Annotated in this window: 27 protein-coding genes and 1 riboswitch; of the genes, 8 read left to right on the forward strand and 19 right to left on the reverse strand. The window is 72.6% G+C overall.

Going from position 1 to position 22,899, the window contains the following annotated elements:
* Positions 1–46: 46 nt before the first annotated feature.
* Entirely contained in the window at positions 47–1,726 is a 1,680-nt protein-coding gene (gene aceB, locus ABD330_RS06165; RefSeq protein WP_344461586.1) for a malate synthase A, read from the reverse strand.
* Positions 1,727–1,918: 192 nt separating this feature from the next.
* Here aceB and ABD330_RS06170 point away from each other — a divergent pair, with 192 nt between their 5' ends.
* Positions 1,919–2,713 carry an IclR family transcriptional regulator gene (locus tag ABD330_RS06170; RefSeq protein ID WP_344461588.1) on the forward strand — a complete coding sequence of 265 codons (795 nt, stop codon included), beginning with the start codon at positions 1,919–1,921 and terminating at the stop codon, positions 2,711–2,713.
* 76 nt (positions 2,714–2,789) lie between these two features.
* Here ABD330_RS06170 and ABD330_RS06175 read toward each other — a convergent pair whose 3' ends face one another.
* On the reverse strand, positions 2,790–3,293 hold the full coding sequence (locus ABD330_RS06175) for an NUDIX hydrolase (protein ID WP_344461590.1): 504 nt from the start codon (positions 3,291–3,293) through the stop codon (positions 2,790–2,792).
* A 229-nt stretch (positions 3,294–3,522) separates the two neighbouring features.
* Positions 3,523–3,732, reverse strand: coding sequence for a hypothetical protein (locus tag ABD330_RS06180; RefSeq protein ID WP_344461592.1), 210 nt, complete (start codon positions 3,730–3,732; stop codon positions 3,523–3,525).
* 367 nt (positions 3,733–4,099) lie between these two features.
* Between ABD330_RS06180 and ABD330_RS06185 the strand changes: the two genes are divergently transcribed.
* Complete coding sequence (locus ABD330_RS06185; RefSeq protein WP_344461594.1) at positions 4,100–4,894, forward strand: helix-turn-helix domain-containing protein; 795 nt, start codon at positions 4,100–4,102, stop codon at positions 4,892–4,894.
* Positions 4,887–5,090 carry a DUF397 domain-containing protein gene (locus ABD330_RS06190; protein ID WP_344461596.1) on the forward strand — a complete coding sequence of 68 codons (204 nt, stop codon included), beginning with the start codon at positions 4,887–4,889 and terminating at the stop codon, positions 5,088–5,090. The genes ABD330_RS06185 and ABD330_RS06190 overlap by 8 nt, the downstream gene beginning before the upstream one ends.
* A gap of 83 nt (positions 5,091–5,173) precedes the next feature.
* Here the strand turns inward: ABD330_RS06190 and ABD330_RS06195 are convergent, their stop codons facing one another.
* Positions 5,174–5,485 carry an antibiotic biosynthesis monooxygenase family protein gene (locus ABD330_RS06195; protein WP_344461598.1) on the reverse strand — a complete coding sequence of 104 codons (312 nt, stop codon included), beginning with the start codon at positions 5,483–5,485 and terminating at the stop codon, positions 5,174–5,176.
* A 78-nt stretch (positions 5,486–5,563) separates the two neighbouring features.
* Here ABD330_RS06195 and ABD330_RS06200 point away from each other — a divergent pair, with 78 nt between their 5' ends.
* Positions 5,564–6,025, forward strand: a complete 462-nt coding sequence (locus ABD330_RS06200; RefSeq protein ID WP_344461600.1) for a hypothetical protein — start codon at positions 5,564–5,566, stop codon at positions 6,023–6,025.
* A 3-nt stretch (positions 6,026–6,028) separates the two neighbouring features.
* Here the strand turns inward: ABD330_RS06200 and ABD330_RS06205 are convergent, their stop codons facing one another.
* Both ABD330_RS06205 and ABD330_RS06210 read right to left on the reverse strand, forming a co-directional pair.
* The gene (locus ABD330_RS06205) at positions 6,029–7,255 is read right to left on the reverse strand and encodes a glycoside hydrolase family 16 protein (protein WP_344461602.1); all 1,227 of its coding nucleotides are present in this window, start codon (positions 7,253–7,255) and stop codon (positions 6,029–6,031) included.
* A gap of 3 nt (positions 7,256–7,258) precedes the next feature.
* Positions 7,259–7,430, reverse strand: a riboswitch (cyclic di-AMP (ydaO/yuaA leader).
* A gap of 288 nt (positions 7,431–7,718) precedes the next feature.
* Positions 7,719–8,204 (reverse strand): hypothetical protein, encoded by a 486-nt coding sequence (locus ABD330_RS06210; RefSeq protein WP_344461604.1) that lies wholly within the window; start codon positions 8,202–8,204, stop codon positions 7,719–7,721.
* Between the two features lie 298 nt (positions 8,205–8,502).
* Between ABD330_RS06210 and ABD330_RS06215 the strand changes: the two genes are divergently transcribed.
* Positions 8,503–8,832 (forward strand): MoaF-related domain-containing protein, encoded by a 330-nt coding sequence (locus ABD330_RS06215; RefSeq protein WP_344461606.1) that lies wholly within the window; start codon positions 8,503–8,505, stop codon positions 8,830–8,832.
* Positions 8,833–8,886: 54 nt separating this feature from the next.
* On the opposite strand, the gene ABD330_RS06220 is transcribed toward ABD330_RS06215, so the two are convergent.
* The 3 genes from ABD330_RS06220 to ABD330_RS06230 form a co-directional block, all read right to left on the reverse strand.
* Entirely contained in the window at positions 8,887–10,068 is a 1,182-nt protein-coding gene (locus ABD330_RS06220; protein WP_344461609.1) for an alpha/beta hydrolase, read from the reverse strand.
* Between the two features lie 159 nt (positions 10,069–10,227).
* Entirely contained in the window at positions 10,228–10,893 is a 666-nt protein-coding gene (locus tag ABD330_RS06225) for a Pr6Pr family membrane protein (RefSeq protein ID WP_344461611.1), read from the reverse strand.
* Positions 10,894–11,045: 152 nt separating this feature from the next.
* Positions 11,046–11,852, reverse strand: coding sequence for an SDR family NAD(P)-dependent oxidoreductase (locus ABD330_RS06230; RefSeq protein WP_344461613.1), 807 nt, complete (start codon positions 11,850–11,852; stop codon positions 11,046–11,048).
* 152 nt (positions 11,853–12,004) lie between these two features.
* On the opposite strand from ABD330_RS06230, the gene ABD330_RS06235 reads away from it, so the two are divergent.
* Positions 12,005–12,679 carry a TetR family transcriptional regulator gene (locus tag ABD330_RS06235; RefSeq protein WP_344461615.1) on the forward strand — a complete coding sequence of 225 codons (675 nt, stop codon included), beginning with the start codon at positions 12,005–12,007 and terminating at the stop codon, positions 12,677–12,679.
* Positions 12,680–12,698: 19 nt separating this feature from the next.
* Here the strand turns inward: ABD330_RS06235 and ABD330_RS06240 are convergent, their stop codons facing one another.
* Entirely contained in the window at positions 12,699–13,562 is an 864-nt protein-coding gene (locus tag ABD330_RS06240; protein ID WP_344461617.1) for a universal stress protein, read from the reverse strand.
* Between the two features lie 269 nt (positions 13,563–13,831).
* Between ABD330_RS06240 and ABD330_RS06245 the strand changes: the two genes are divergently transcribed.
* Entirely contained in the window at positions 13,832–14,122 is a 291-nt protein-coding gene (locus tag ABD330_RS06245; protein ID WP_344461619.1) for a hypothetical protein, read from the forward strand.
* 73 nt (positions 14,123–14,195) lie between these two features.
* On the opposite strand, the gene ABD330_RS06250 is transcribed toward ABD330_RS06245, so the two are convergent.
* From ABD330_RS06250 to ABD330_RS06265, 4 genes are all read right to left on the reverse strand, one after another.
* On the reverse strand, positions 14,196–14,768 hold the full coding sequence (locus ABD330_RS06250) for a DUF4865 family protein (protein WP_344461621.1): 573 nt from the start codon (positions 14,766–14,768) through the stop codon (positions 14,196–14,198).
* 85 nt (positions 14,769–14,853) lie between these two features.
* Positions 14,854–15,411: a TetR/AcrR family transcriptional regulator gene (locus ABD330_RS06255; RefSeq protein ID WP_344461623.1), complete on the reverse strand. Its 558-nt coding sequence runs from the start codon at positions 15,409–15,411 to the stop codon at positions 14,854–14,856.
* A 49-nt stretch (positions 15,412–15,460) separates the two neighbouring features.
* A complete protein-coding gene (locus ABD330_RS06260) occupies positions 15,461–15,775 on the reverse strand; it encodes a hypothetical protein (protein WP_344461625.1) in 315 nt (104 codons plus the stop codon).
* Between the two features lie 62 nt (positions 15,776–15,837).
* Positions 15,838–16,275, reverse strand: coding sequence for a group III truncated hemoglobin (locus ABD330_RS06265; protein WP_344461627.1), 438 nt, complete (start codon positions 16,273–16,275; stop codon positions 15,838–15,840).
* A gap of 109 nt (positions 16,276–16,384) precedes the next feature.
* Here ABD330_RS06265 and ABD330_RS06270 point away from each other — a divergent pair, with 109 nt between their 5' ends.
* Positions 16,385–17,377, forward strand: coding sequence for an aldo/keto reductase (locus tag ABD330_RS06270; protein ID WP_344461629.1), 993 nt, complete (start codon positions 16,385–16,387; stop codon positions 17,375–17,377).
* 222 nt (positions 17,378–17,599) lie between these two features.
* Here the strand turns inward: ABD330_RS06270 and ABD330_RS06275 are convergent, their stop codons facing one another.
* The 5 genes from ABD330_RS06275 to ABD330_RS06295 form a co-directional block, all read right to left on the reverse strand.
* Positions 17,600–18,292 carry a winged helix-turn-helix domain-containing protein gene (locus tag ABD330_RS06275; protein ID WP_344461631.1) on the reverse strand — a complete coding sequence of 231 codons (693 nt, stop codon included), beginning with the start codon at positions 18,290–18,292 and terminating at the stop codon, positions 17,600–17,602.
* Positions 18,293–18,547: 255 nt separating this feature from the next.
* Positions 18,548–19,174 (reverse strand): GTP-binding protein, encoded by a 627-nt coding sequence (locus ABD330_RS06280; RefSeq protein WP_344461633.1) that lies wholly within the window; start codon positions 19,172–19,174, stop codon positions 18,548–18,550.
* The gene (locus ABD330_RS06285) at positions 19,155–19,652 is read right to left on the reverse strand and encodes a DUF742 domain-containing protein (protein WP_425555457.1); all 498 of its coding nucleotides are present in this window, start codon (positions 19,650–19,652) and stop codon (positions 19,155–19,157) included. Before ABD330_RS06285 ends, ABD330_RS06280 begins: the two co-directional genes overlap by 20 nt.
* A gap of 53 nt (positions 19,653–19,705) precedes the next feature.
* Positions 19,706–20,104: a roadblock/LC7 domain-containing protein gene (locus ABD330_RS06290; RefSeq protein ID WP_344461635.1), complete on the reverse strand. Its 399-nt coding sequence runs from the start codon at positions 20,102–20,104 to the stop codon at positions 19,706–19,708.
* Complete coding sequence (locus ABD330_RS06295; protein WP_344461637.1) at positions 20,101–22,737, reverse strand: nitrate- and nitrite sensing domain-containing protein; 2,637 nt, start codon at positions 22,735–22,737, stop codon at positions 20,101–20,103. Before ABD330_RS06295 ends, ABD330_RS06290 begins: the two co-directional genes overlap by 4 nt.
* Between the last annotated feature and the right edge of the window lie 162 nt (positions 22,738–22,899).

Below are 22,899 nucleotides of genomic sequence, written 5' to 3' on the forward strand. Positions count from 1 at the left end.
TCGCCGATAGATAGATTGGGCGCAGCCGAGCAGGCGGCCCGGCGGCTCAGCCCAGCAGGGGCAGCGCGGGCAGGGTCAGGAAGTCCGCGAACTCCTCGGCGAGCGAGACCTGTTCGAAGAGTTCGGCGGCCTCGGCCCAGCGCCCACCGGCGTAGGCCTCGGCGCCCAACTCGGCGCGCAGTGCGGCGAGTTCCCCGGCCACGAGCCGGCGGACCAGCTCGGCGGTGGCCTTCTCGCCGGTGTCGGAGAGCACCACGCCGTTGTGGATCCACTGCCAGATCTGCGAGCGCGAGATCTCAGCGGTGGCGGCGTCCTCCATCATGTTGAAGATGCCGACCGCACCCAGACCGCGCAGCCAGGCCTCGATGTAGCGGATGCCGACCTGGACGGCGTTGTGCAGACCCGCCTCGGTGCAGGTGCCGCCGGCGCCCGCGATGTCGAGCAGCTGGGCGGCCGTCACGGCCTCGGGGGAACCGGGGTTCTCCTTCTGGTTCGGACGGTCGCCGAGCACCGCGTCGAACGAGGCCCGGGCCACCGGGACGAGGTCCGGGTGGGCGACCCAGGAGCCGTCGAAGCCGTTGGCCGCCTCGCGGTCCTTGTCGGTCTTGACCTTCTCGAACGCGACGGCGTTGACCTCGGCGTCGCGGCGGGACGGGATGAACGCGGCCATGCCGCCGATGGCGTGGGCACCGCGCTTGTGGCAGGTCTGCACCAGCAGCCGGGCGTACGCGGCCATGAACGGCGAGGTCATGCCCACGCTGTTCCGGTCCGGCAGGATGTAGTGGTCACCCGCGTCGCGGAAGTTCTTGACGATCGAGAACAGGTAGTCCCAGCGGCCCGCGTTGAGCCCGGCGGCGTGGTCGCGCAGCTCGTAGAGGATCTCGTCCATCTCGAAGGCGGCGGTGATGGTCTCGATCAGCACGGTGGCACGGATGGTGCCGTGCGGGATGCCGACGGCGGCCTGCGCGTGGGTGAAGACCTCGTTCCAGAGCCGGGCCTCCAGGTGGCTCTCGGTCTTCGGGAGGTAGAAGTACGGGCCGGAGTTCGGGTCCTCGGCGCCGCGCGCGAGCAGCCGGGCGGCGTTGTGGAAGAAGTACAGGCCGAAGTCGAAGAGCGCGCCGGCGACCGGGACGCCGTCCACCAGCAGGTGGTTCTCGTCCAGGTGCCAGCCGCGCGGGCGGACCACGACGGTGGCGAGCTCGGCGGCGGGCTTCAGCGCGTACGCCTTGCCGGCCGGGGTGCTGAAGTCGATCCGGCCGAGGTAGGCGTCGATCAGGTTGACCTGGCCGCTGACCACGTTCTCCCAGGTCGGCGAGGTGGCGTCCTCGAAGTCGGCCAGCCAGATCTTCGCGCCGGAGTTGAGCGCGTTGATGACCATCTTGCGGTCGGTCGGTCCGGTGATCTCGACCCGGCGGTCCTGCAGCGCCCGGGGAGCCTCGGCGACCTTCCAGTCACCGGCCCGGACGGCGGCCGTCTCGGGGAGGAAGTCGAGGGTGCCAGCCGCGGCGATCTCCGCGCGGCGGGACTTTCGTCGGGTCAGGAGCTCCTGGCGTCGGCCTTCGAAGGCACGGTGGAGACCGACGACGAAGGCGACCGCCTCCGGCGTGAGCACCTCCTCGGCGCGGGCGACGCGCGGACCGGCGACAGTGACGACCGGAGCGGCGGGAGCAGCGCCTGGGGGTACCCCCGGCCGGAGGCTGGGGGCGGGTCCCTGATCTGCAGCCATGGACAGGACACTCCTTGCACGGTATGAGCCAGCGAAGGAAGTTCCGGTGGGAACTTCCTTGATCTGAAACCCGCCTACCGGTGGGTTTCGTTCTGTAAGGTGGAGAGTAGTTTCCGCGATACAGAATTTCAACGCTTTGTTGAGATTGATCGCTGGGACTCTACTCCTCCCCCGACAGCGAAGGGAACGCCGGTGTCCAGCACCCCCGCCACAGCACCCACCGGAACCGACCGGGCCACCGGCGGCGTGCAGTCCGTCGAGCGCGCCTTCCAGCTCCTGGAGGCGCTGGCCGACTCCGGCGGCGTGGCGACCCTGAGCGAGCTCTCGGGCGTCTCGGGTCTGCCGATGCCGACCATCCACCGCCTGATTCGTACCCTCGTACAGCAGGGGTATGTCCGCCAGGACACAGCCCGTCGGTACACACTCGGCCCCCGGCTGATCCGCCTCGGCGAGACCTCCGGGCGCCTGCTCGGCAGCTGGGCCCGCCCCTTCCTCGCCGAGCTGATGGAGGCCACCGGCGAGACCGCCAACCTGGCCGTCCTGGAGGGCGGCGAGGTGGTCTACGTCGGGCAGGTCCAGTCGCGGCGCTCGATGCGGATGTTCACCGAGGTGGGCCGCCGGGTGCAGCCGCACTGCACCGGCGTCGGCAAGGCCCTGCTCGCCCAGCTGCCGGAGGACGAGGCCCGCGCGGTGCTCGGCAACCAGCCGCTCCAGGCCCACACCCCCTACACCGTGACCGACCAGGGCCGGCTCTTCACCCAGCTGGCCCAGGCCCGCGAGTCGGGTTACGTGGTCGACGACCAGGAGCAGGAGATCGGCGTCCGCTGCATCGCCGTCGCCGTCCCCGGCGCACCCACCCCGACCGCCCTCTCGGTCTCCGGCCCCGAGGCCCGCATCCGCGCCCTGGAGGAACAGGCCGGCAGCGCGGGCCTGGTCCCCGTGATGCGGGACATCGCCACCCGGCTCGGCCAGGTCCTGGCGCCGTAGCGCCCCCGCACCGCCCGGAGGCCGGCCCCGCTGCGAACGGGGCCGGCCGGGGCCGGTCTGCTCCGGGGATCCTGGGCTACGCGGCGAGGGCGCCGTCGACCAGCAGGGCGGCCGACCCCTGGACGGCGTACCAGGCCAGGGCCTCGCTGATGCGCAGCAGGTCGCGGTGGGCGCAGACTGCGGAGAGCTTCTCCGGGGTGGTCCAGCCGGAGCCCGGCGGGTCCGGATTTCGGGCCTGGGCCTGGGCTGTCCGGGCTGCCTGGTCGTGCGTCAGCCGTACGGCGAAGACGAAGGCGTACCCCTCGCGGCTGCCCGTGGACGGGGCGGCGGGCGAGTAGTCGACGGCGGCGAGGTCGGCGCCGGTGAACGGCAGGGCGATCCCGAGCTGCGCGGCGACCAGGCGGCGGACGGTGCGGTGTGCGGGTTCGTCCTGTCCGGCCTGCCCGCCGGGCAGCCGCCGGTACGGACCGCCGGCCGCATCGAGCAGGAGCACCCGCTCGTCGTCCGGGTGGACCAGTACGGCCTGGCCGGCGATCCGCCGGGGCGGCGGACTCGTGAGGGACGTTCGACCCCGGGTCATCCGGCTAACTCCGTTCGGTTCTCAAACAGCTGCGCGCGGAGCCGGACCCGCTGGACGTACCGCCCGGCCCGCTCGAAGCCGGTCAGGCAGTACGGGAGGGTCACCAGCCCGCTGTCCGCCGGGATCTGCGGCCCCGGAGCGACAAGCGTCTGACGGTCGCAGCAGACGCAACGCCCAAGCTGCCACTGGTGGTTGGGCGGCAGCGGGACGGGTGACAGTGCGGGCGCGGTCATCCCCGCCGCCGCATGAACGGCCCGGAGGCGCTTGCGCAGACCATGACCAGCGGGCATGCGGTGAACATGAACAGCATGACCCGGGTCGAGAAGCTCGCGCCGTCACCGAGCGGCAGCATCACCAGCAGCCCCGCACCCACACTCACCACGACGGTAACCGCCGTGGCGATCAACAAGCCGGCCGAAGAGCTGCGCCGGGGGCTCACTGCTCCACTCCACTTCCACTGCTGCCTGTCACCGCGAGCAGGCTCCGGCACCGGGCGCACGAACAACCTTCGTACGCCTGCGGGATGAGACCGGTCGCCCGCCGGGAGAGCTGGGGGTCGTAGTCGTCCAGCGGCGACCAACTCGCGGGAAGCCCAAGGGAACTGAGGGCCCGCTGCGTCATCCTGGGCCGAGAGGCGGCCGGGGTGGCCGGGGTGTTCTGAGCGCTCACTGCGCCCCCTTCCGTCGTTCTGTGTATCAGCATCGGCACACAGAGCTACGATCGGAAGCGTTTGAACTCTCCAGTTCCGGTGACTTTAAATAGGGGCGATCTTGAACCGTCGGACACTTGATCCAACGTCATCCCCCTTGGCCGCACTCTCTGTTCAACTTCGCAGGTCCAGAGAAGGGCGCAATCTGACTCAGGTCGAACTTGGCAAGCTTGTTCGCTACTCCAACGTGTACATCTCGAACGTCGAGACGGCGAAACAGGCTCCGAGCTTAAAGTTCGTAACGCTGGCCGACCAACACCTGGGGACCGACGGCGCTCTGACGCTCTTGTGGTGGAGTTGGAAGAACGGCGCCCTGATTCCAGGCTTCGCCGAGTACACCCCCAAGGAACGAAAGGCCATCGCCATAAGGCTGTTCGAGACGGACATGGTGCCGGGCATCCTTCAGCATCCGGAGTACGGCAGTGCCTACGAGTCGGCCATCGTGCGACGCGGCGAAGCCACGAAAGCACAGGCGGAGGAACGCCTCAGCCTCCTGGCAGTGCGACAGCGCAAGTTGGACCAGCCAGCGGCTATCCATGCCGTCCTGGATGAGGGAGTCCTACATCGCCCCATCGGGGGCCCGATCGTCATGACGAAACAGCTCAGCCACCTGGAACGGCTCAGCGAACGACCCAACGTACTCCTACAGGTTGCGCCCTACCGACTCGCGGAAGATCGGCCGTTGTCCCACGCGGTGACCCTGCTCACCCTGCCGAACCGAACCATGGTCGGTTACACGGAGACACTCCAGAGGGGGTACCTGGAGCAGGACGCCGAGACAGTTGCCGGCTGGGCCGGAAAGTACGATCGGCTCCAGGTGGACGCACTGAGCCGGGCCGACAGCCTGGCCGTGATCCGTGAGGTACGGAAGGAACTTGAGACCCATGGTTGACCTATCCGGCGCCCCCTGGCGCAAGAGCACGCACAGCAACGGCGGAGGCGGCTGCATCGAGGTTGCCGACGGTTTCCCCGGCGTGGTCCCCGTCCGCGACTCGAAGGACCCCGAGGGCCCGGCGCTGGTCTTCCCCGCCGACGCGTTCGCCTCGTTCGTCGCTGCGGTCAAGGCCGGCGACTTCGGCAGCGTCTGACCGGAAGAGTCGGCGAGACCCCGCTACCCCGTTCGGCGTAGCGGGGTCCTGGCGTTTTCCCCGGGTCGGGCCGGTGTGGGGCGTCAGCCGAGGGCGAGTGCTCCGACCTGGGCGGCTGTCACCTGGAAGACGGTGAGTTCCGGCTCCGCGCCCACGGCGCGGAACAGGCGGGGGGCCGCTGTCAGCTTCGGGTCGGCGCGGACGGCCTCCAGGGCGGCCAGGTCCCGCCAGAGGCTCTGTACCCGCCAACGCCCGCCGGGGCCCCGCAGCAGTTCCGTCCTGATCAGCCCTTCGGGGAGCGGGCCGGCCACCAGCTCCCGGTAGGACGTCACCAACTCCGCCTGGCGGTCGGTCGCGACCACGGCACTGACCTCGCTCAACACCTGTCCGGACATCGTCCTCACCTCCGGATTTCAGGCTACGCCGCTACGTTGGGTATGCACATCAGTACCTGACGCAGACAGGTGAGGACCATGCTCCGAGCAACGATCGCCGTGGCCGTGACCGTGGCAGTCGGCGCCACCCTGGGCGCCGCACCGGCCAAACTCCCCTCCGACTCCGATCTGGCCGTCGTCCGGCTCGATCCGGCCCCGGCCGCGCCGGGCGGCAGCACGACCGTGCACGGCTTCGTCGCCAACCTGGGCCCCGACCGGACGGCCTCGCCGTTCACCGTGCTGATCGACGTACCGGCCGGGTTCACCCTCCTGGCCGCGTCCTTCCCCACCGACTGCGTGACCTCGGCCGCCGGGCACCTGGTCCGCTGCACCTTCCCGCCCGGGCTGCCGTGGCTGCGGACGGCCACCGTGCTCGCGCCCGTCCAGGTGGGACGCGACGTGCCCCACGGCACGGTGGCCGAGGGGCACGTCAGGGTGTTCGGGCTGGACGACCGTCACCCGGAGAACAACAGCACGCCGTTCTCGCTCACGGTCAGCTGACCGTCAGCGGTAGACCCGCACGTAGTCGGCCTGCATGGTGATCGGCGCGGAGCCGGCCGGGCCCGGGTGGTACTGGCCCGCGCCCACCGACAGGTTCAGGATCAGGTACGCGGACCAGTTGCTGCCGACGCCGTGGCCGTCGGAGTACACCTTGACGCCGTTGACGTACCAGTCGACGGAGTTCGCGCCGTAGTAGGTGCCGATGGTCACCCACTGGTCGGGGGCGACGGCGCCCGCGTTGGTGTAGTAGTTCGAGCCGGACGTGACGTGGTTGGTCAGCTCCAGCAGGTTGGGGTTGTCGGGGTGGTACTCGAAGGAGTCGATCTCCCCGTTGCCGTTCTTCCAGGTCCACAGGGCGGGCCAGGCGCCGGAGCCGGCGGGCAGCTTGACCCGGGTCTCGGCGTAGTCGCCGGTCTTGACCTGGAAGCCCTCCTTCGAGCCCTCGGTGGTGAGGAAGCCGGTGTCCCAGGCCTGCTTGCCGTTCTCCAGGGTGTGGCTGGACGGGGTCGCGGTCAGGGTGGCGACGCCGCCCGAGACGCTCACGTTGTTGGTGTTGAGCCAGTCGAGCTTGTTGTCGTCCGGGTTGTGGTTCCCGTACTTGTACGAGGTGCTCTGGTTGCCGACCCAGCGGTCGCCCCAGCTGATCGAGCTGTTGAACTCGTCGGACCACGTCAGCGACTTGCCGGGGACGGGCGACCCGGTGGTCGGGGTGGGCGCGGGCGCCGGAGCCGGGGCGGGGGCCGGAGCGGGCGTCGGCTTCGGGGCGGGCGCGGGCGTCGGCTTCGGCGCGGGAGCCGGGGCCGGAGCCGGGGCCGGGGCTGGGGTGCCGTTGGAGACGGTCAGCTGGCGGGCGGCGAGGTTGTGCCACTGGCCGGCGTTGTCCTGCCAGAAGCCGAACTGGGTGTACGTCCCGGCCGGGAGGGTGCGGGCGCCGGTGGTGATCGTGACACCGGTCGGGCAGATCCGGACGTTGGAGTGGTTGCCCGGGAAGTCGAGGTTGTGGCCGGCCGCGTCACGGATGCCGACACCGACCGTCTTGGCGGTGAAGCAGGAGGTCGAGTGCAGCGTGAGGCTCGCCGTGGTGGCGGTGCCCGCGGTCATCGAGGTCGGGGTCAGCCGGTCCTCGCTGACGCCGGTGGCGGCGCTGGCCTGGCCCACGAGCGGGACGGTGACCAGGGCGGCGACGCCGGCTATCGCGCCGAGGCGCGCCGGGGAGGCAGAAATGCGCATGGAGAAGGTCCTCTGCGACGCCTGCGAGGTGAGCTGTCGGGTTCGGGCCCTGAGGAAGCCCGGCCGCCTGGGGAGCGGCTTCACCCCAAGCCGTACCGCGACCCACGAGCGGGCACGACGGTACGGCGACTGACCTGGTTCCCCCGCTCCTGTCCGTGTTCGGTGGTCGAGTGCCCGCCGGCGGGTGGACAGGACTCGGCGTCCCGACGGCAGGGTCCGCACAAAGCGGACATCCCGTGCAGGCTAGCCAGCTTGACCATGATCGAACAACGAGACGTCTCTCACATCGCACAGCCCGCAGCCGGGCGACCGCAGGGGGTCAGCGAGCGTCCGTACGGTCACCCCTGGCGGCCGACCACAGCAGACAAGTCCCTTGGGCACCAACCGAGTTACCAGCAAGTAGGGCGGCCCGCAAGAATCCGTACGCCCGGCGGGACCCTCGTGGGCACAGCCGCGTACCGGCTCAGTTCGCGGCGTGCATCGCGGCGGCGGTGATCACCCCGCCGACGACCGTGAACGTGCCGGTGAAGACCGTCACGGAGCCGTCGGTGTGGGTCGCGGTGACGCTCTCGGTTGCGGCAAAGCCCGAGACGAAGCTCTGGTAGTCGGAGCTGACGTTGCTGCCGCCCAGCTGCCAGGCCCGGCCGTAGTCGCGCGCGTCGATGGCTGCGACGTACGCGAGGACGACCGAGGCCGGGTCCTGGGAGGCGGCGGAGGCCGTGGTGCTCGGCGCTGCCGAGTCGGTCGCGGGCGGCGGGTCCGAGGTCGGCGACTCCGTGCTCGGGCTCGGGAGGGGTGACGGGGAGTCGATCCCCGGGGAGTCGTCGGGCGAGTCGTCCGGCGAAGGGCCGAGGGACGGATCGGGTGACGGGTCGAAGGTGGCGGAGCCGCTGCCGCCCGGGACAGAAGCCTTCGAGGGGATGGGATGTGACGGATGATCAGACGACATCAGGTGAACCGATACGCCGACAGCGGCGACAGCGGCCACCGCGAACACGATCCCGGCGGCGAGCAGCACCGGGCTGCGGCGGCCGCCCCCGGGTCTCGAACCGCGTCCCGGACGTGGCGTCGCCCGGGTCGGGAAGCCCGGCTCCGCGTCGGGTCCCGGCTCGCCGGGCGGCCGACGGCACCGGTGGACGCCCCCGGAAAGGAGCGGCTCACCGGGGTGCCGTTCGGATAGGTTGGTGGTCAAGGCCGGAGCCTCCGGCCGTCGCCACCAGGACGAGCCAGACGAGGAAGCCCCGAAGATGACCGCGCCCCTGCCAGGCTTCGCCGGACGCACCTACCTGTTCCAGGTCGACAACGGCGCCGCCTTCCGCAACGCCTACTCCGCCGACGGGACGCGGCTGCGCTGGGAGGGACTCGGCGAGTCGGCCGGCCAGTGGGAGGACGTCGGCCTGCACGTCGCCCACGTCGGCCCGGAGCTCTACTTCGTCAGCTGGACGGAGGCGAGCGGGATCACCGTCAGCCACGTGATGGACCTGGCCGCGCTGACCGTCCGGGTCTTCTGGACGTACGAGGGCGAGGGCGGCCGGGTCGGCGAGCTCCACACCGGCACCCTGGAGCCCCTCGCCTGAGGAACTTCCCGGACGACCGCCGGGGCGCCCATCCGGGCCCCGGCGGCGGAGCCGCTACGCGCCGGTCGGGACGGCGGGGGCGGCCGGGACGGTGAGGTGCTGGGAGAGCCACTCCAGCGAGGGCGGCAGCAGGCGGGTCCAGGTCTGGAAGTTGTGGCCGCCGGTCGGGACGGTGGCGGTGCTGACGTTCATCGGCTTCTGGATCGCGGCCTCGAAGGCGTCGGTCTCCTTCTTGTAGTCGCCGTCGCCCTCCTCGCTGCCGGAGAGCATCACCGAGATCGCGGGCTGCGGCAGGTTCTTCAGCCGCCACATCAGGTCGGCCTCGTCACGGCGCTGCCGGCTGCCCTTGAAGAGGTCACCGGTGGTCTCGTCCTCGGCGGCCTTGTAGTAGCCGGAGATCGAGACGGCGTTCGGGTAGACGTCGGGGTGGCGCATCGCGAGCTTCAGTGCGCAGTAGCCGCCGGTGGAGTTGCCCACCACGCCCCAGGCGTGCGGGTCGGCGGAGACCCGGTAGGAGGCCTCGATCACCTGGGGGACGTCCTTGGTGAAGTACGAGTCGGCCTGGGTGCCGCCCGGGATGTCCTCGCACTCGCTGTCGGCGGGCATCGCCGGGGAGGGGCGCATCAGGATCAGGACGGTCGGCTGCATCTTGCCGTCCTGCAGCAACTGGAGTGCGGCACCGGGGTAGTTGAGCCTGGTCACCAGGTTCTTGGCGTCACCGGGGAAGCCGGTCATCACCACGGCGGCGGGGAACTGGCGGTTCGCGTACTGCGGCTGGAAGTACTGCGGCGGCAGGTAGACGTAGGCGTCCGTGCTGAGCCCGGTCGCCGGACCGGCTATCCGGACCAGCTGGATCTCGCCGGCCTGCTTCGGGTCCCGTCCGATCGCGCCGCCGCCCTGGACGGCCGCCCGGCCGAGGTCCTGCACGGGCATGACACGGATCCTCCGCCCGCCCGCCGGGTCCTTGCCCGCGGTCTTGGTGTGCACGGTGACCGCACCCTGGTCGCCGGTGCCCAGCAGGTCGTCCCAACTGCTGTAGAAGGCGAAGTAGTTGTTCGCCACCAGCCCGAGCGCGCAGATCACCACGAGCTGCGTCCCCAGCAGGGTGCCGATCCGGCCCAGCACCGCGCGCCAGTTCCCGCCCGCCAGCCGCGGCCACACCCACACCGTCGCCGCCATCACCAGGACGGCGGCCAGCACCACCAGTGCCAGCACCTTGTGGCTCGTCAGGCCCATGTACCCGTTGCTCCCGTACTCGACCGGGCCCCCGGCCCGTCCCTGCGACCGACGGGACACCCCGGGTCGCCCACAGGCACGAACGCCGCGAACGGGGTACCAGGTTGCGCCGAACCCCGAGCCGATTCCAGGAAGTTCCCAGCCCGCTCCCACCGGGGGTCAAGTATGCACGTCCCCGGTGGGCCGGTGAGCGGGGCGGTGGCCGCCGGGCCCGCCGGCCGCCCGGACCCCCAGCCGGTTGCCGGCCCACCTGATCACGGCACCGACCAGGACGAAGGCGACGGCCACCAGGGCACAGGCACCGGCGACCCGGGCGTAGCCGCGCGGCAGCCGGGGATCGAGGAAGGGGTACGGGTACCAGTCGACGGCCGCGCCACGGCTCAGGGTGTACACCAGGTAGAGCAGCGGGAAGGCCGCCCAGCCGAGCGCGGTGCGGCGGGAGACCGGGCGCAGCGGCGGGGCGGCCAGCCAGTCCGCCAGGAACACCAGCGGCATGATCCCGTGCACCACGGCGTTCACCCACGGGACCTGGAGCGGTACGTCCTCGCCGGAGAGCAGCAGGACGTAGACCAGCCCCGTGATCGCCAGGTAGAGCGTCACCGCACCCCGGATCCCGTCCGGCACCCCGGGGCGCGCGAGCAGGCCGAGCACTCCCCCAACGAGCAGCACCAGGACACCGGCGATGTTGCTCAGCACGGTGAAGTAGCTGAACAGGTTGACCAGTGAGGCGCCGTGGTCGGCGGTGTGATGTGCCTGTACGCCTACGGCCACGGCGGCGAGCAGCCCGAACGCCAGCCGCAGGACGTCCACCACGCGGTCGCGCATCGGCCCGGCCTCCGTTCCCTCCCGCCCATCATCGGGCGGCCCGCCCGCGGGGCCGGGCGGGCCGCCCCGGAGTGTCACCCGTTCGGGTCCCTGGGTGGGTGCGGCGGCGTACGTTCCGGACTCGCGCGGTTCCCCGCGCAGGGTGGGGCTCGTCAGGCGTGGGTTCCGCCGTCGATGCGGATCTCGGTGCCGGTGACGAACGCGCCGTCGTCGGAGGCGAGCATCGCGACCACGCCCGCCACCGCCTCGGGGCCGGCGAAGCCGTAGGGGCTGTCGGCCGGCTTGAGGGCCGGGGCGAGTTTGGCGAAGAGCGACATGTCGGCGTCCTCGGGGATGCCGGGGCCGCGGTTCTGGCCGCTCGCGCCGGAGGCGTCCGTCATGCCGCTGCTGATCGAGCCGGGGGCGACGGAGACCGCGCGCAGGCCCTGCGCGGCGTATTCGAGGGCGATGGCGTGGGTGAAGGACTGGATGCCGCCCTTGCTCGCCGCGTAGGCCGCCATGTAGGGGTGGGCGAAGGTGGCCGAGGTGGAGCTGAAGTTGACCACCACGCCGTGCCCGCTCGCCAGCAGGGCGGGCAGCGCCTCCCGGGTGACCAGGAACGTACCGGTGAGGTTGACGGCCAGCACCCGGTTCCAGAACTCCAGCGTGGTCCGGTCGGTGTGCGAGGAGCGCAGGATGCCGGCCGCGTTCACCAGGGCGTCCAGGCCGCCGAGCCCGGCGACGGCCGCCGCGACCCCGTCCCGCACCGAGGCCTCGTCGGAGATGTCCAGGACGGCGGTGGTGAGCCGGTCGGCGGTGCCGTCGGCGAGCGCGAGCTCGCGGGTGGCGGCGAGGCCGGACTCGGCGACGTCGACACCGGCCACGGCGCCGCCCTCCGCGAGGATCCTGCGGACGGTGGCCTGGCCGATGCCCGAGCCCGCGCCGGTGATCAGTACACGGCGGCCGTCGTAGCGGTTCATGGTGCTCTCCCTGCTGGGTGGTGCGTCGGACGTACGCGTCCGGGGCGGCCGCATGGGCCGGCCGCCGGACGCGCCTTCTCTTGCACGGTACGCCTAGATGGCACGATGTGCCACATACGCACACGGCGCCGCCCTGCCACTAGACTTCCGGTGTGTCCGAGACCACCCAGCGCCCGTCGCTGACCGAGCGCCGCAAGGCCGCCACCCAGCAGGAGATCGCCCTCGCCGCCGCGAAACTCTTCGCCGAACACGGCAGCGGCGACGGCGGCGACGGCAGGGGCGAAGACCCCGGCGGCACCACCGCCGAGGACATCGCCCGCGCCGCCGGCGTCTCGCTGCGGACCTTCTACCGGTACTTCCGCACCAAGGAGGACGCCGTCGCGCCGCTGCTGTCCGCAGGCGTCCGGCACTGGATCGCCGAACTGGCGAGCGGCCCGCCCGGCCTGCCCGGGCCGGCGGCACTGGAGCGCTCGGCCCGGATCGCCCTCGGCCCGGTGCCGGACCAGCCCGCCCTGGCGCTCGACTGGGTGCGCGGGCTCCTGCTGGTGACCCGGCACGACCCCGACCTGCTGGCCGTCTGGCACCGGGTGCACCACGACTCGGAGCTGGCCCTGGCCCCCGTACTGGCCGCCCTGGCCGGCCCCGGCGCCGACCCGCTGGAGGTCCGGCTCGCGGCGGCGGCCGCCAACACCGGCATGCGGGTGGCCATGGAGACTTGGGCCGCCTCCGGCGCCCCGGCCGACCGGGCCGGCGACCTGGCGGCCCGCTGCATCCGGGAACTGACGGCGGGCCTGCGGCTCTGGCAGGCCGGCGGCCCGGCCGCCTAGCGGGTGGCCCGGCCACCGGTCAGAGCGGTATCACCGCCACCGGGCAGTGCGCGTGGTGCAGCACCGCGTGGACGGCGGTGCCCAGGCGCAGGCCGAAGTGCTGGGTGGTCTCGTGGCGGGCCATCACCAACAGGGCGGCCTTGCGCGACTCCTCGACCAGGACCGCCGCCGCGGAGCCGGTGAGCTGCCGGGCGTGGAGCGTGACATCGGGGAACTCCGGCTGGACGGCGTCGACCACGCGGCCGAGCAACTGCTCGTGCAGGACGGCCTCCTCCCCGCGTTCGTCCGTCATCGGCGCCATGTGGCCGAGGCCGGCCGCCACCGTGGACCAGGTGTGAACGGCGTGCACCGGCAGGCCGAGCAGCTCGGCCTCGCGCAGAGCGAACCGCAGGATGACGTCGTCCCGCTCGTCGCGGATCGCGACCAGGATGTGGTCGGCCGCCTCCGGGGCGGGCCGCACCACCACCGCCGGGCAGACCGCGTGTGCGATGACCCGCAGGCTGACCGAGCCGAGCAGCAGGGCGGCGAAGCCGCCGTGGCCCCGGGTGCCGACGACGGCCAGTTCGGCGTGCTCGGCGGCGGTGAGCACGGCCGCCGCCGCCTCGCGGGGGACGACATCCCCGGTCAGGCGCACGGTCGGGTGGGCGGCGTGCAGCTTGCCGAGGGCCTCGTCCAGCACGGCCTGCGCGTTGCTCAGGATCAGGTCGGTGACGGCGGCGCCGGCCCGGGGCGAGAGCGTGACGGTGCCGGTGTTGACCGCGTGCACCAGGTGCAGTGCGCAGTCCCGTCGCTCGGCCTCGCGGGCGGCCCAGTCGGCGGCCGTCGCGGCGTGCGGTGAACCGTCCACCCCGACCACCACTCCTGCGGGGGATCTACCGCTCATGATCAACTCCGGTGGCGCTCGAAGGTGTGGCCCTCACCCACCAGCATGCCCCTCCCGGCGCCCCGGCGGCGGCCGGGACGGCCGGGACGGCCGCACGAAGATGCGTACGAAGGTACGCACAGGAGATCCCCTGACGGGGTCGACACCCGCGCGGCTATGGTGGGCTGATGTGCGGCGGCGACTCGCGGCGGCACTCGCGGCAGCGCAGCGGAAGCAGCGGTACCGGTGGCAGCAACGGCGGCGCCGCGGGACCGGCGGAGGAGATGATCATGAGTACGGTGGTGTGCCAGATCTGCGCCGGCACGGGACGCCTCGGCGGACTGCAGGGCGCCCTCAAGGGCGGCCTCCAGTGCACGCTGTGCGGCGGCATCGGAACGCGTACGGTCGACTCGCACGGCAACTGCGGGCTCTGCGACGGCACCGGCATGTACAAGCGCTACAGCGTGGACGCCGTCGGCAACAAGACCCTCCTGCGGGAGGAGATCTGCCGCACCTGCGACGGCACCGGCTTCCGGCCCAACGAGGCCGATCCGCCGCTGACCACGTTCACGACGTCCTAGCCGTCCGTACCGCCCGCAGCGCCCGTACCGTCAGCAGCACCCTCAGCACCCGCAGCACCCCGACGGCCGGGGCCTACCCGGCCGGGTGGCCCGGGCGGGAGAGGTGGAGCACCTCGTAGCGGGTGTCCCGGTGGTCGTCCGGCGCGGTGTCGTGCCAGAGGGCGAAGCGCAGCAGCTCCCAGCGGTCAGGGTCGAGTGCGACGGCGGCCGAGTGGAGCCCCGGGCGGCCGGCGAGCTCGGCCAGCGCGCGGGCGGTGGCCGCGGCGGGGTCGGCACCCTCGGGGAGGGCCTCGGTACGGCGGGTGGCGGTGCGGGGCGTCAGGCCCCGGGCCGAGTCGCCGTCCGGGCCGGGGTGGTGGCCGGTGCCCAGCCAGTGCCGCACCTGCGGACGCCCGAAGTCCGCGCTCAGGCCCGCGAACCCGGGGCCCTGGAGGAAGTCCGCCATCCCCTCGGCGGTGCGCCAGAGGTAGAACGGCGCGTACTGGTTGACCGGCGAGCCGGCCGTCCCGTGTTCGCGGATCAGGTAGGCCTTGAACCCGAGACCCGGGAAGTCGTCGAGCAGGTGGCCCCTGGTGGCCACCCGGTGCCGGATGATCCGCATGTCGTAGTCGGCGGGCAGAGTGATCTCGTACTGCATCGCCTGCATGGCGACTCCCCTGTCGTCGTCGGGTACCACCGGGTGCTGTCGCAGTGCCGCCGGGCGGCCCTTCCCCCCGTGCCGGGCCCGGGCGCTACCGGGCCCGGAGCAGGGCCAGCGCGCCCCGGACGGCCTGGTGGAACGGCTCCGGCGAGCCGGCGGCGCGGGCCAGCGCGTAGCCGCCCTGGACGATCGCGGCGACGGCCGCCGCGAGGTCGGCCGGGTCGGCGTCCGCCGTGAACTCACCGGCGGCCTGACCCTCGGCGACGACCGCGGCCAGCCGCCCGCCGAGCCAGGCGAAGGTCTCCTGGACGGGCCCGCGCAGCGCCGGGTCGGCCACCACCTCCGGGTCCTGGGTCATCCCGCCGATCGGGCAGCCGCGCAGCACGTCGCGCTCGGCCAGCAGGTACGCCTCGATCCGCCGGTACGCCGTGCCGGGGCCGGCCAGCAGTTGCCCGGCCCCGGCGCGCAGCTGCTCGGCGGTGCGGCGCAGGGCCGTGGCGGCGAGGTCGGGCTTGCCGGTGAAGTGGTGGTACATGCTGCCCTGGCCGACCCCGGCACGCTGCTGGATCGCCTTGGGGCTGGTGCCCACGTAACCCCGCTCCCAGAGAAGCTCACGGGTGGTCTCGATCAGCCTGTCCTGGGTCGTCACGGCGGCCAGTGTACCTACTGGTACGTACAGCGCGCCAGCAGGGACATGGTCACCCGAGGGCGCGGCGGACCGCCGGGGCGACCTCAGTGGCGAAGAGTTCCAACTGCTCGTGCTGGACGGACTCGGTGAGGCTGTCCACACCGATGCCCACCACCTCGTTGCCGAAGGCCTCGTGGTAGCGGTGGATCTTCTCGATCACCTGCTGCGGGCTGCCGACCAGCGCCCGGTACTTCTCCAGCGGGTGGAAGCTGTTGGCAGAGAACAGCGGGTCGCCGAAGCAGGCTGCCAGGTCGGTGGACTGCTCACTGGTCGCGCTGCCGTGCCAGACCGGGATCGGGTCCTGCGGCGGCCACGGGCCGGGCAAGGCCGTTCGGGCGCAGGGTGGTTCGGCTACGCGGTGACCGCGTCAGCCGCGCGGAGGACGGGTCAGCCGCGCAGCAGGACGGCGGCGAGCGGGACGAACCCGCCGTCACCGCCGCCGGTGTCCCCACCGGAGGTGCGCCGCAGCAGCGCCAGCGCGATCCGCTCGCCCTGCTCCTTGGCGCGGTCGGCGGTCGGACCGGCGTACCGGCCGTCCACGGCCGCCCGCCAGAGCTGGACCCAGCGCCCGAAGTGCGCGGCGGTCATGGGCCGCTGTCCGTGCAGGCCGGCGTGCGGGGCGAAGGCGTCGCGCCGGTAGGAACCGGTGCCGAGCAGCGCGCGCTCCCAGAAGTCGGTGATGTGCGGAAGGTGGGCTTCGAGGTCGAGCCCGGCGATCTCGGTGAAGTACGGGCCGATCAGCGGGTCGGCGAACGCGGCCAGGTAGAAGCCGCGCAGCAGCGGCTCCAGGTCCGCCCGGCCCGTGATGTCGGGGTGCGTGGTCATCGGGGCCGCTCCTCTCCGCCGTCCGCCCGTCCCTGCGACCAGCGTACGCGTCCGCGTCCGCCGGGTCGCCGCCCCCCGACCCGGGCGGTGAGCTGGCAGGATGACCGGCATGACGTACCTCGCGGCCGATGACCGCTACTCCTCCATGACCTACCGTCGGGCCGGCCGCAGCGGCGTACAGCTGCCCGCCGTCTCGCTCGGCCTGTGGCACAACTTCGGTGACACCCAGCCGCTGGAGGTGCAGCGCGCGGTGCTGCGCCGGGCCTTCGACCGGGGCGTCACCCACTTCGACCTGGCCAACAACTACGGCCCGCCGTACGGCAGTGCCGAGCGGAACTTCGGCACCCTGTTCGCCCAGGACTTCCGCCCGTACCGGGACGAGATGTTCATCGCCAGCAAGGCCGGCTGGGACATGTGGCCGGGCCCGTACGGCGACGGCGGCTCGCGCAAGTACCTGCTGGCCAGCCTGGACCAGTCGCTGGACCGGATGGGCCTGGAGTACGTCGACGTCTTCTACTCGCACCGCTTCGACCCGGACACCCCGCTGGAAGAGACCATGGGCGCCCTGGACTCGGCCGTCCGCTCGGGCAAGGCCCTGTACGCGGGCATCTCCAACTACCCCGCCGCGCAGCACCGGGAGGCCGTGGCGATCCTGCGCGAGCTGGGCACGCCGGTACTGATGAACCAGGCCCGGTACTCCCTGCTGGAGCGGTCGGTCGAGCAGGACGGCGTGCTGGACGCCGTCGGCGAGACGCAGACCAGCCTGATCGCCTACTCCCCGCTGGCACAGGGCCTGTTGACGGACCGCTACCTCAGCGGCGAGGTCCCCGCCGGGTCGCGGATGTCGGTGGGGCACTTCCTGAAGGAGGAGGCGCTCACCGGCGCCAAGCTGGAGCAGCTGCGGGCGCTCGCCGGGGTCGCCGAGCAGCGCGGCCAGAGCCTCGCGCAGCTGGCGCTCTGCTGGGTGCTGCGCGACCCCCGGGTCGTCTCGGTCATCATCGGCGCGAGCAGCGTCGCGCAGCTCGACCAGAACCTGGACGCTTTGCGCGGCGCCGCGCTGACGGACGGGGAGCTCGCGGAGATCGACCGGCTGAGCAGCTGAGACGCGGGGGGCTTGTTGGGGGGCGCGAGGGGGTGCGCTTTGGCGGAAGGCGCGGCAACGCTTCTTCCGGATTCGCGCAGTTCCTCGCGCCCCCAGAGGAGTTCACCGCTGTACGCCAAGAGGGGCGCGAGGGGGTGGCGTTTTGGCGGAAGGGTGCGGCGGGGCTTTCTTCCGATTTCGCGCAGTTCCTCGCGCCCCCAAAGGAGTGCACCCAGTTTGGGGCTAACGGTCGGCTGCGGGGGCGTACTTGTAGCCGACTCGGCGGACGGTCACGATGGTGTTCCGGTAGGCGTGGCCGAGCTTGCGGCGCAGTCGGGCCACGTGGACGTCCACGGTGCGGCCGTCGCCGACGTGGCCGTAGCCCCAGACGGCGGAGACCAGGTGGTCGCGGGTGTGTACGCGCTGCGGGTGCTCGGTGAGGTGGGCGAGCAGCTCGAACTCCAGGTAGGTGAGGTCGAGCAACTCGCCGTCCACCCAGGCGTTCCGCCGGTCCAGGTCGATGCTGATGCCCCGGGCGGCCGGGTGCGCGGGGCGGCCGGCGGGACGGGGCGCGGGCACGGAACCGGCTGCGGGTGCGAGTACGGGCCCGGCTGCGGTCGTGGGTGCCTCGGTCGGGACCAGCACCAGGTAGCCGATCACCGGGCGGCCGGCGGCTGCTTCGCCGAGCTGGGCGCCGTACTGCGCCAACAGCCCCTGGGGGATGGCCGATTGGGGCAGGGTGGCGACGACGGTGGCGCCTGCGGGCAGCGAGGTGAACAGCTCCGCCGGAGTGGGCTGGGGGTGGCCGGCCGGCTGCCTGGCCGGGTGTCGGCGCTCGGTGGCGGGCGAGGTGGCGGAGATCGGGGGAAGGGACCGGACCGCACGCAGGTGCGGGGTCGCGGAGGGCAGGGTGAGGATGGCCGTGGAGGAAGACATGGTGCCGCTCTTTCGCGCGTGAGGACGTGGGAGTTCGTCTGCGCGTCGACCGGGCCGAGCTGCCGGGACTGACCTCGGGTCAGTGGGCGGAGAGCCGGGACGCGCTGGGCGAACCCGGACACGTCTGGTCGAAGAGGTGCGGCTGTCGGGACGGCCAGAAAGGCTCAAGGTCGAAACGACCCTGGGCACTGTCCGCGACGATGTTCATGCGCTCATTGAACCAGATGAACGGCGTGTTGTGTCACCTGCCCTCGTTCAACGCCGGTGCGCCCCTCTCCGGGTGGCCGCCGCGTGCTCGACCAACCGGATCAGCAGCTCCTTGCCGTCCTCGCGGCGGCGGGCGTCGCAGAGCAGCACCGGAACCGCCTGGTCGAGGTCCAGCGCCGCCCGGACGTCGTCGGGGGCGAAGACCTCGGTGCCCTCGAAGCAGTTCACCGCGACGACGAACGGGATGCCGCGCTGCTCGAAGAAGTCCACCGAGGGGAAGCAGTCCGCCAGCCGCCGGGTGTCGGCCAGCACCAGGGCGCCGAGCGCTCCCCGGGCCAGCTCGTCCCAGACGAACCAGAACCGGTCCTGGCCCGGGGTGCCGAACAGGTAGAGCGCGAGGCCGGGCCGGAGGTCGATCCGGCCGAAGTCCATCGCCACGGTCGTGGTGCGCTTGGCCTCCACGCCCGAGACGTCGTCCACCGGGCGCCCGAGCTCGCTCAGTTGCTCCTCGGTGCGCAGCGGCCGGATCTCGCTGACCGCGCCGACCAGGGTGGTCTTGCCGACGCCGAAGCCGCCGGCCACCAGGATCTTGAGCGCGGTCGCGCTCCAGGGCGAGGAGGGGGCGGATGAGGAGGGTGCGGGTGCGGGCGGGGCGTCAGAGTGCACGGAGGCCATTGATCACGTCTCGCAGCAGGCGCTCGTCCGGTAGCTGGGCGAACGGAACGGGTCGGGCGACGTCGATCAGCTCGGCGTCGTGCAGGTCCCCGAGCAGGACCCGCACCACGCTGACCGGCAGGTCGGTGTACGAGCCCAGCTCGGCGACGCTCAGCGGCTCGTGCCGGCAGAGCGCCAGGATGGCGTGGTGCTCGGGGTCCAGGACGGGCGCCGCGCCCTCCGCGCCGGAAACACCGGAAGCGCCGGAAGCACCGGAAGCACCGGGATCGTCCGGCTCGGCGGCGGTGATCAGCGAGATCAGGTCGAAGAGGCCGTCGTCGGACGCCCTGGCCCGGCCGCGCGTCATCGAGAACAGGCGCACCACGGGGCCCGCGTCGTCGTCGAACCACCGGTCGTCGACCGGGGTGCGCGGCGCGAACAGGTCGGGCCCCGGCAGGCCGTCCCGGGCCGGTTCGGTCTCGGCTTCCTCGGTACTCATCGCCTCACTCATCTCCCCCGCGGCGCTGTGGACTGGACCGGACCGGACACGCCCTAGGCGCGCGGCTCGGCGGACAGGTGCTCGCCGACCCGCTTGACCAGCAGTGCCATCTCGTAGGCGATCTGGCCCACGTCCGACTCGGCCTCGCTGAGCACCGCGAGGCAGCTGCCGTCCCCGGCGGCGGTGATGAAGAGGAAGGCCTCGTCCAGCTCGACCATCGTCTGTCTGACCCCGCCGACCTGGAAGTGCCGTCCGGTGCCCTTGGCGAGGCTGTGGAAGCCGGCCGCCACCGCCGCCAGGTGTTCGGCGTCCTCGCGGGCGAGCCCGCCGGAGGTGCCGGTGGCCAGCCCGTCGCTGGACAGGATCACCGCGTGCCTCAGGGCCGCGACGCGTCCCACCAGGTCGTCCAGGAGCCAGTTGAGGTCTCCGGACGGCTGGGTCGTTGCGGTCATGATTCGGTTCCTTCCGCTGAAACAGGCTGAGCTTTTGGTACGGGTGGGGTCGGCGGTACAGGGCGTACCGGTGGTGCCAACGGCAGTGCGGGCTGGGCCGGGGCCGCGGCCAGCGCCTGCGGCACCGGGGCCGACATCAGCGCGGCCCGGGGCCGGGGCGGCTCGGGCGCCGCCGGGGCGGGCCCGGGGACGTCCGGGACGACGGTGAGCGAGGCGGGCTGCAACCGGTCGCCCCGGCCGCGCTTGTAGCCGCGCTGGAAGGAGGAGAAGGTCGACCTGGCCTCCTCCGGCGAGCGCTCCCGGCCGGCCTCGGCCGGCTCCGCCGTGGTGCCCGGCTTGAGCTGGGGCGCGAGGCTGGCCTGCCGTACCCGGCGGGGCAGCAGTCCGCCCGCCACCGGCGGAGCGGCGTGCGCCGGGTTCGACGGGGCGTCACCGGCGCTCTCGACCGGATCCTCGCCCGCCCGGCGGTGGCGCCCGGTGCCGCCGGAGGCGGCGCGGCGGCGCGGCAGGCCGCCCGGTGTACGGGCGGGCTCGGCGACCGCCGGGCGCGGTCCGCCGACCGGGCGCGGCACGGAACGCACCGGCTCGTCACCCGTGACGGGCGCCCCGGCGCTGCGCCGGTGCCCGCCGTCCTCGGCGAGCGCCGGAACGGAGGCCAGCTCGCGCTGGCCGCGCCGCGCCGGGGGCTTGGGGGCCGCCGTCGGCGCGGGCGGCGCCGGGGCGTCGCCGCCCTGTTCGACGGCCTCGGCGAGCAGTTCGCGCGGGATCAGCACCACTGCCGCCGTGCCGCCGTACGGCGAGGGCCGCAGGTGCACCCGGATGCCGTGCCGGCGGGCGAGCCGGCTGACCACGAAGAGCCCCAGTCGGTCGGTGTCGGCGAGGTCGAACTCCTGCTCCACCGAGAGCCGCTGGTTGATCTCGGCGAGCGCCGGCTCGCTCAGCCCGAGGCCCCGGTCGTCGATCTCCAGACAGAAGCCGTGCGCGACCACCTCGCCCTGCACGGTGACCTGGGTCTGCGGCGGGGAGTAGACGGCGGCGTTCTCGACCAGTTCGGCGATCAGGTGGGTCACGTCGGCGACCGCACTGCCCAGCAGCCCGGTGCCGGGGAACGGCCGGACGATCACCCGGGCGTAGTCCTCGACCTCGCCGACGGCCGCGCGGACGACGTCGACCATCCGGACCGGCTTGCGCCAGGCCCGGCCCGGCGAGCCGCCGGAGAGGATGATCAGGCCCTCGGCGTGCCGCCGCATCCGGGTGGTGAGGTGGTCGAGGCGGAACAGGTCCTCCAGCTCGCCCGGGTCCTCGGTGCGCCGCTCCATGGTGTCGAGCAGGGTCAGCTGGCGGTGCAGCAGCACCTGGCTGCGGCGGGCGAGGTTGACGAAGACCGCCGACACGCCGCGGCGCAGCTCGGCCTGCTCGACCGCCGCCTGGAAGGCCGTCCGCTGCACCTCGTTGAAGGCGCGGCCGACCTGCCCGATCTCGGCCGCGCCGAAGTCCAGGGCGAGCGACTCGGCCTCGACGTCCACCGCCTCGCCCCGGCGCAGCCGGAGCATCATCGCGGGCAGCCGGGTGCCGGAGATCTCCTGTGCGGCGTTGCGCAGCCCGATCAGCTCGCGGGCCAGGCCCCGGCCGATCCGGTAGGAGACCACGATCGAGAGCACCACCCCGACCAGCCCGACCAGTCCGGCCACGCCGCCGCGCACCAGCGCGTTGTCGGTGTAGGCCGTGGCGCGGGCCGCGATGGTGTCGCCGAGCCGGGTGTTCAGGTCGGCGAGGTCGCCGAGCGCCGCGCCGGCCAGGTCGTGGTAGCTGCTCAGCGACGGGTTGCGGGCGGCCCCGGCCCGGTCGGAGGAGGAGTCGAAGAACGCCTCGTCGTTGGCCAGGTAGGTCCAGTTGCTGCCGATCTGGAGGTCCCGGTAGTCGGTCTGGTCCTGCGGGTCGAGCTCGCTGAGGTAGATGCCGAACAGCGCGCGCTGGTTGTGCAGCCCGTCCAGCGCCGCCTGCACCATCCGGTCGTCGGGCGTGGAGGTGGCCCGCAGACCCTCGATCGCGGCGTCCTCCTGCGAGAGGTACTCGCGGGCCCGCATCAGCTCGATCAGGATGGTGCCCTGGCGCGGCACCTGGCCGCTCTGCCGGCTGACGAAGGAGGACCGGAAGCCGAAGACGGGCTCGATCAGGTCGGCGTACTGCCCGACCACGTAGCCCCAGCTGTTGGCCTCCCGGTTGACCTGGCCGCGCAGCGCCGTCAGCTGGTCGGCCGCGCTCAGGATGGCCTGCAGCCTGGTCTTCTGGCTCCCGTCCAGTTTGCCGGCGTCCGGGCCGGTCGACTGGTAGCGCAGCAGCTGGAGGTCGCGGTCGGTCACCGTCTGGGCCTGCCGGTAGGTGTCCTTGGCGGGCTGGGAGGTGTCGTCGGCGAGCCGCAGGACGGCGGCGCGGCGCTCGTCCTGGAGATCCCGGGCGTACTGGTCGGTAGGGGTACCGAAGGTGCGGAAGGCCGCACTGACGTCCAGTTGGGTCCAGACGTCGCCGGTGGTCACCAGGGTGGCGTAGATCCACAGGCCGGTGAGCGCGACGATGGGCACCATGAGCAGCGCGATGATCTTCGCGCGGATCGAGCGGCTGCGCAGACGCATGGAGTCCTCGGTGGGGAAGGGCCAGGCGCGGACGGGGGTGCGGTCGTGGGGCGCTGCCCTGGGCAGCCGGAACCGGCCGGGGCCGTGACGGCCCGGCCGGTGGATCTGCGCGAGCTTACTACTCCCTGACCACTCGTTCGAAGGGTCGAACGCATTGTTCCG

This window comes from Kitasatospora kazusensis, assembly GCF_039529945.1.
Classification (GTDB): domain Bacteria; phylum Actinomycetota; class Actinomycetes; order Streptomycetales; family Streptomycetaceae; genus Kitasatospora; species Kitasatospora kazusensis.

Excerpts from the sequence above, each read along its gene's own strand:
- ABD330_RS06280 (WP_344461633.1), bottom strand. The coding sequence starts at position 19,174 with ATGGCCTCCGTGCACTCTGACGCCCCGCCCGCACCCGCACCCTCCTCA.
- ABD330_RS06240 (WP_344461617.1), bottom strand. The coding sequence starts at position 13,562 with ATGAGCGGTAGATCCCCCGCAGGAGTGGTGGTCGGGGTGGACGGTTCA.
- ABD330_RS06250 (WP_344461621.1), bottom strand. The coding sequence starts at position 14,768 with ATGCAGGCGATGCAGTACGAGATCACTCTGCCCGCCGACTACGACATG.
- ABD330_RS06175 (WP_344461590.1), bottom strand. The coding sequence starts at position 3,293 with ATGACCCGGGGTCGAACGTCCCTCACGAGTCCGCCGCCCCGGCGGATC.
- ABD330_RS06290 (WP_344461635.1), bottom strand. The coding sequence starts at position 20,104 with ATGACCGCAACGACCCAGCCGTCCGGAGACCTCAACTGGCTCCTGGAC.
- ABD330_RS06285 (WP_425555457.1), bottom strand. The coding sequence starts at position 19,652 with ATGAGTACCGAGGAAGCCGAGACCGAACCGGCCCGGGACGGCCTGCCG.
- ABD330_RS06190 (WP_344461596.1), top strand. The coding sequence starts at position 4,887 with ATGGTTGACCTATCCGGCGCCCCCTGGCGCAAGAGCACGCACAGCAAC.
- ABD330_RS06220 (WP_344461609.1), bottom strand. The coding sequence starts at position 10,068 with ATGGGCCTGACGAGCCACAAGGTGCTGGCACTGGTGGTGCTGGCCGCC.
- ABD330_RS06245 (WP_344461619.1), top strand. The coding sequence starts at position 13,832 with ATGAGTACGGTGGTGTGCCAGATCTGCGCCGGCACGGGACGCCTCGGC.
- ABD330_RS06205 (WP_344461602.1), bottom strand. The coding sequence starts at position 7,255 with ATGCGCATTTCTGCCTCCCCGGCGCGCCTCGGCGCGATAGCCGGCGTC.
- ABD330_RS06230 (WP_344461613.1), bottom strand. The coding sequence starts at position 11,852 with ATGAACCGCTACGACGGCCGCCGTGTACTGATCACCGGCGCGGGCTCG.
- ABD330_RS06270 (WP_344461629.1), top strand. The coding sequence starts at position 16,385 with ATGACGTACCTCGCGGCCGATGACCGCTACTCCTCCATGACCTACCGT.
- ABD330_RS06275 (WP_344461631.1), bottom strand. The coding sequence starts at position 18,292 with ATGTCTTCCTCCACGGCCATCCTCACCCTGCCCTCCGCGACCCCGCAC.
- ABD330_RS06200 (WP_344461600.1), top strand. The coding sequence starts at position 5,564 with ATGCTCCGAGCAACGATCGCCGTGGCCGTGACCGTGGCAGTCGGCGCC.
- aceB (WP_344461586.1), bottom strand. The coding sequence starts at position 1,726 with ATGGCTGCAGATCAGGGACCCGCCCCCAGCCTCCGGCCGGGGGTACCC.
- ABD330_RS06265 (WP_344461627.1), bottom strand. The coding sequence starts at position 16,275 with ATGACCACGCACCCCGACATCACGGGCCGGGCGGACCTGGAGCCGCTG.
- ABD330_RS06210 (WP_344461604.1), bottom strand. The coding sequence starts at position 8,204 with ATGTCGTCTGATCATCCGTCACATCCCATCCCCTCGAAGGCTTCTGTC.
- ABD330_RS06215 (WP_344461606.1), top strand. The coding sequence starts at position 8,503 with ATGACCGCGCCCCTGCCAGGCTTCGCCGGACGCACCTACCTGTTCCAG.
- ABD330_RS06195 (WP_344461598.1), bottom strand. The coding sequence starts at position 5,485 with ATGTCCGGACAGGTGTTGAGCGAGGTCAGTGCCGTGGTCGCGACCGAC.
- ABD330_RS06295 (WP_344461637.1), bottom strand. The coding sequence starts at position 22,737 with ATGCGTCTGCGCAGCCGCTCGATCCGCGCGAAGATCATCGCGCTGCTC.
- ABD330_RS06225 (WP_344461611.1), bottom strand. The coding sequence starts at position 10,893 with ATGCGCGACCGCGTGGTGGACGTCCTGCGGCTGGCGTTCGGGCTGCTC.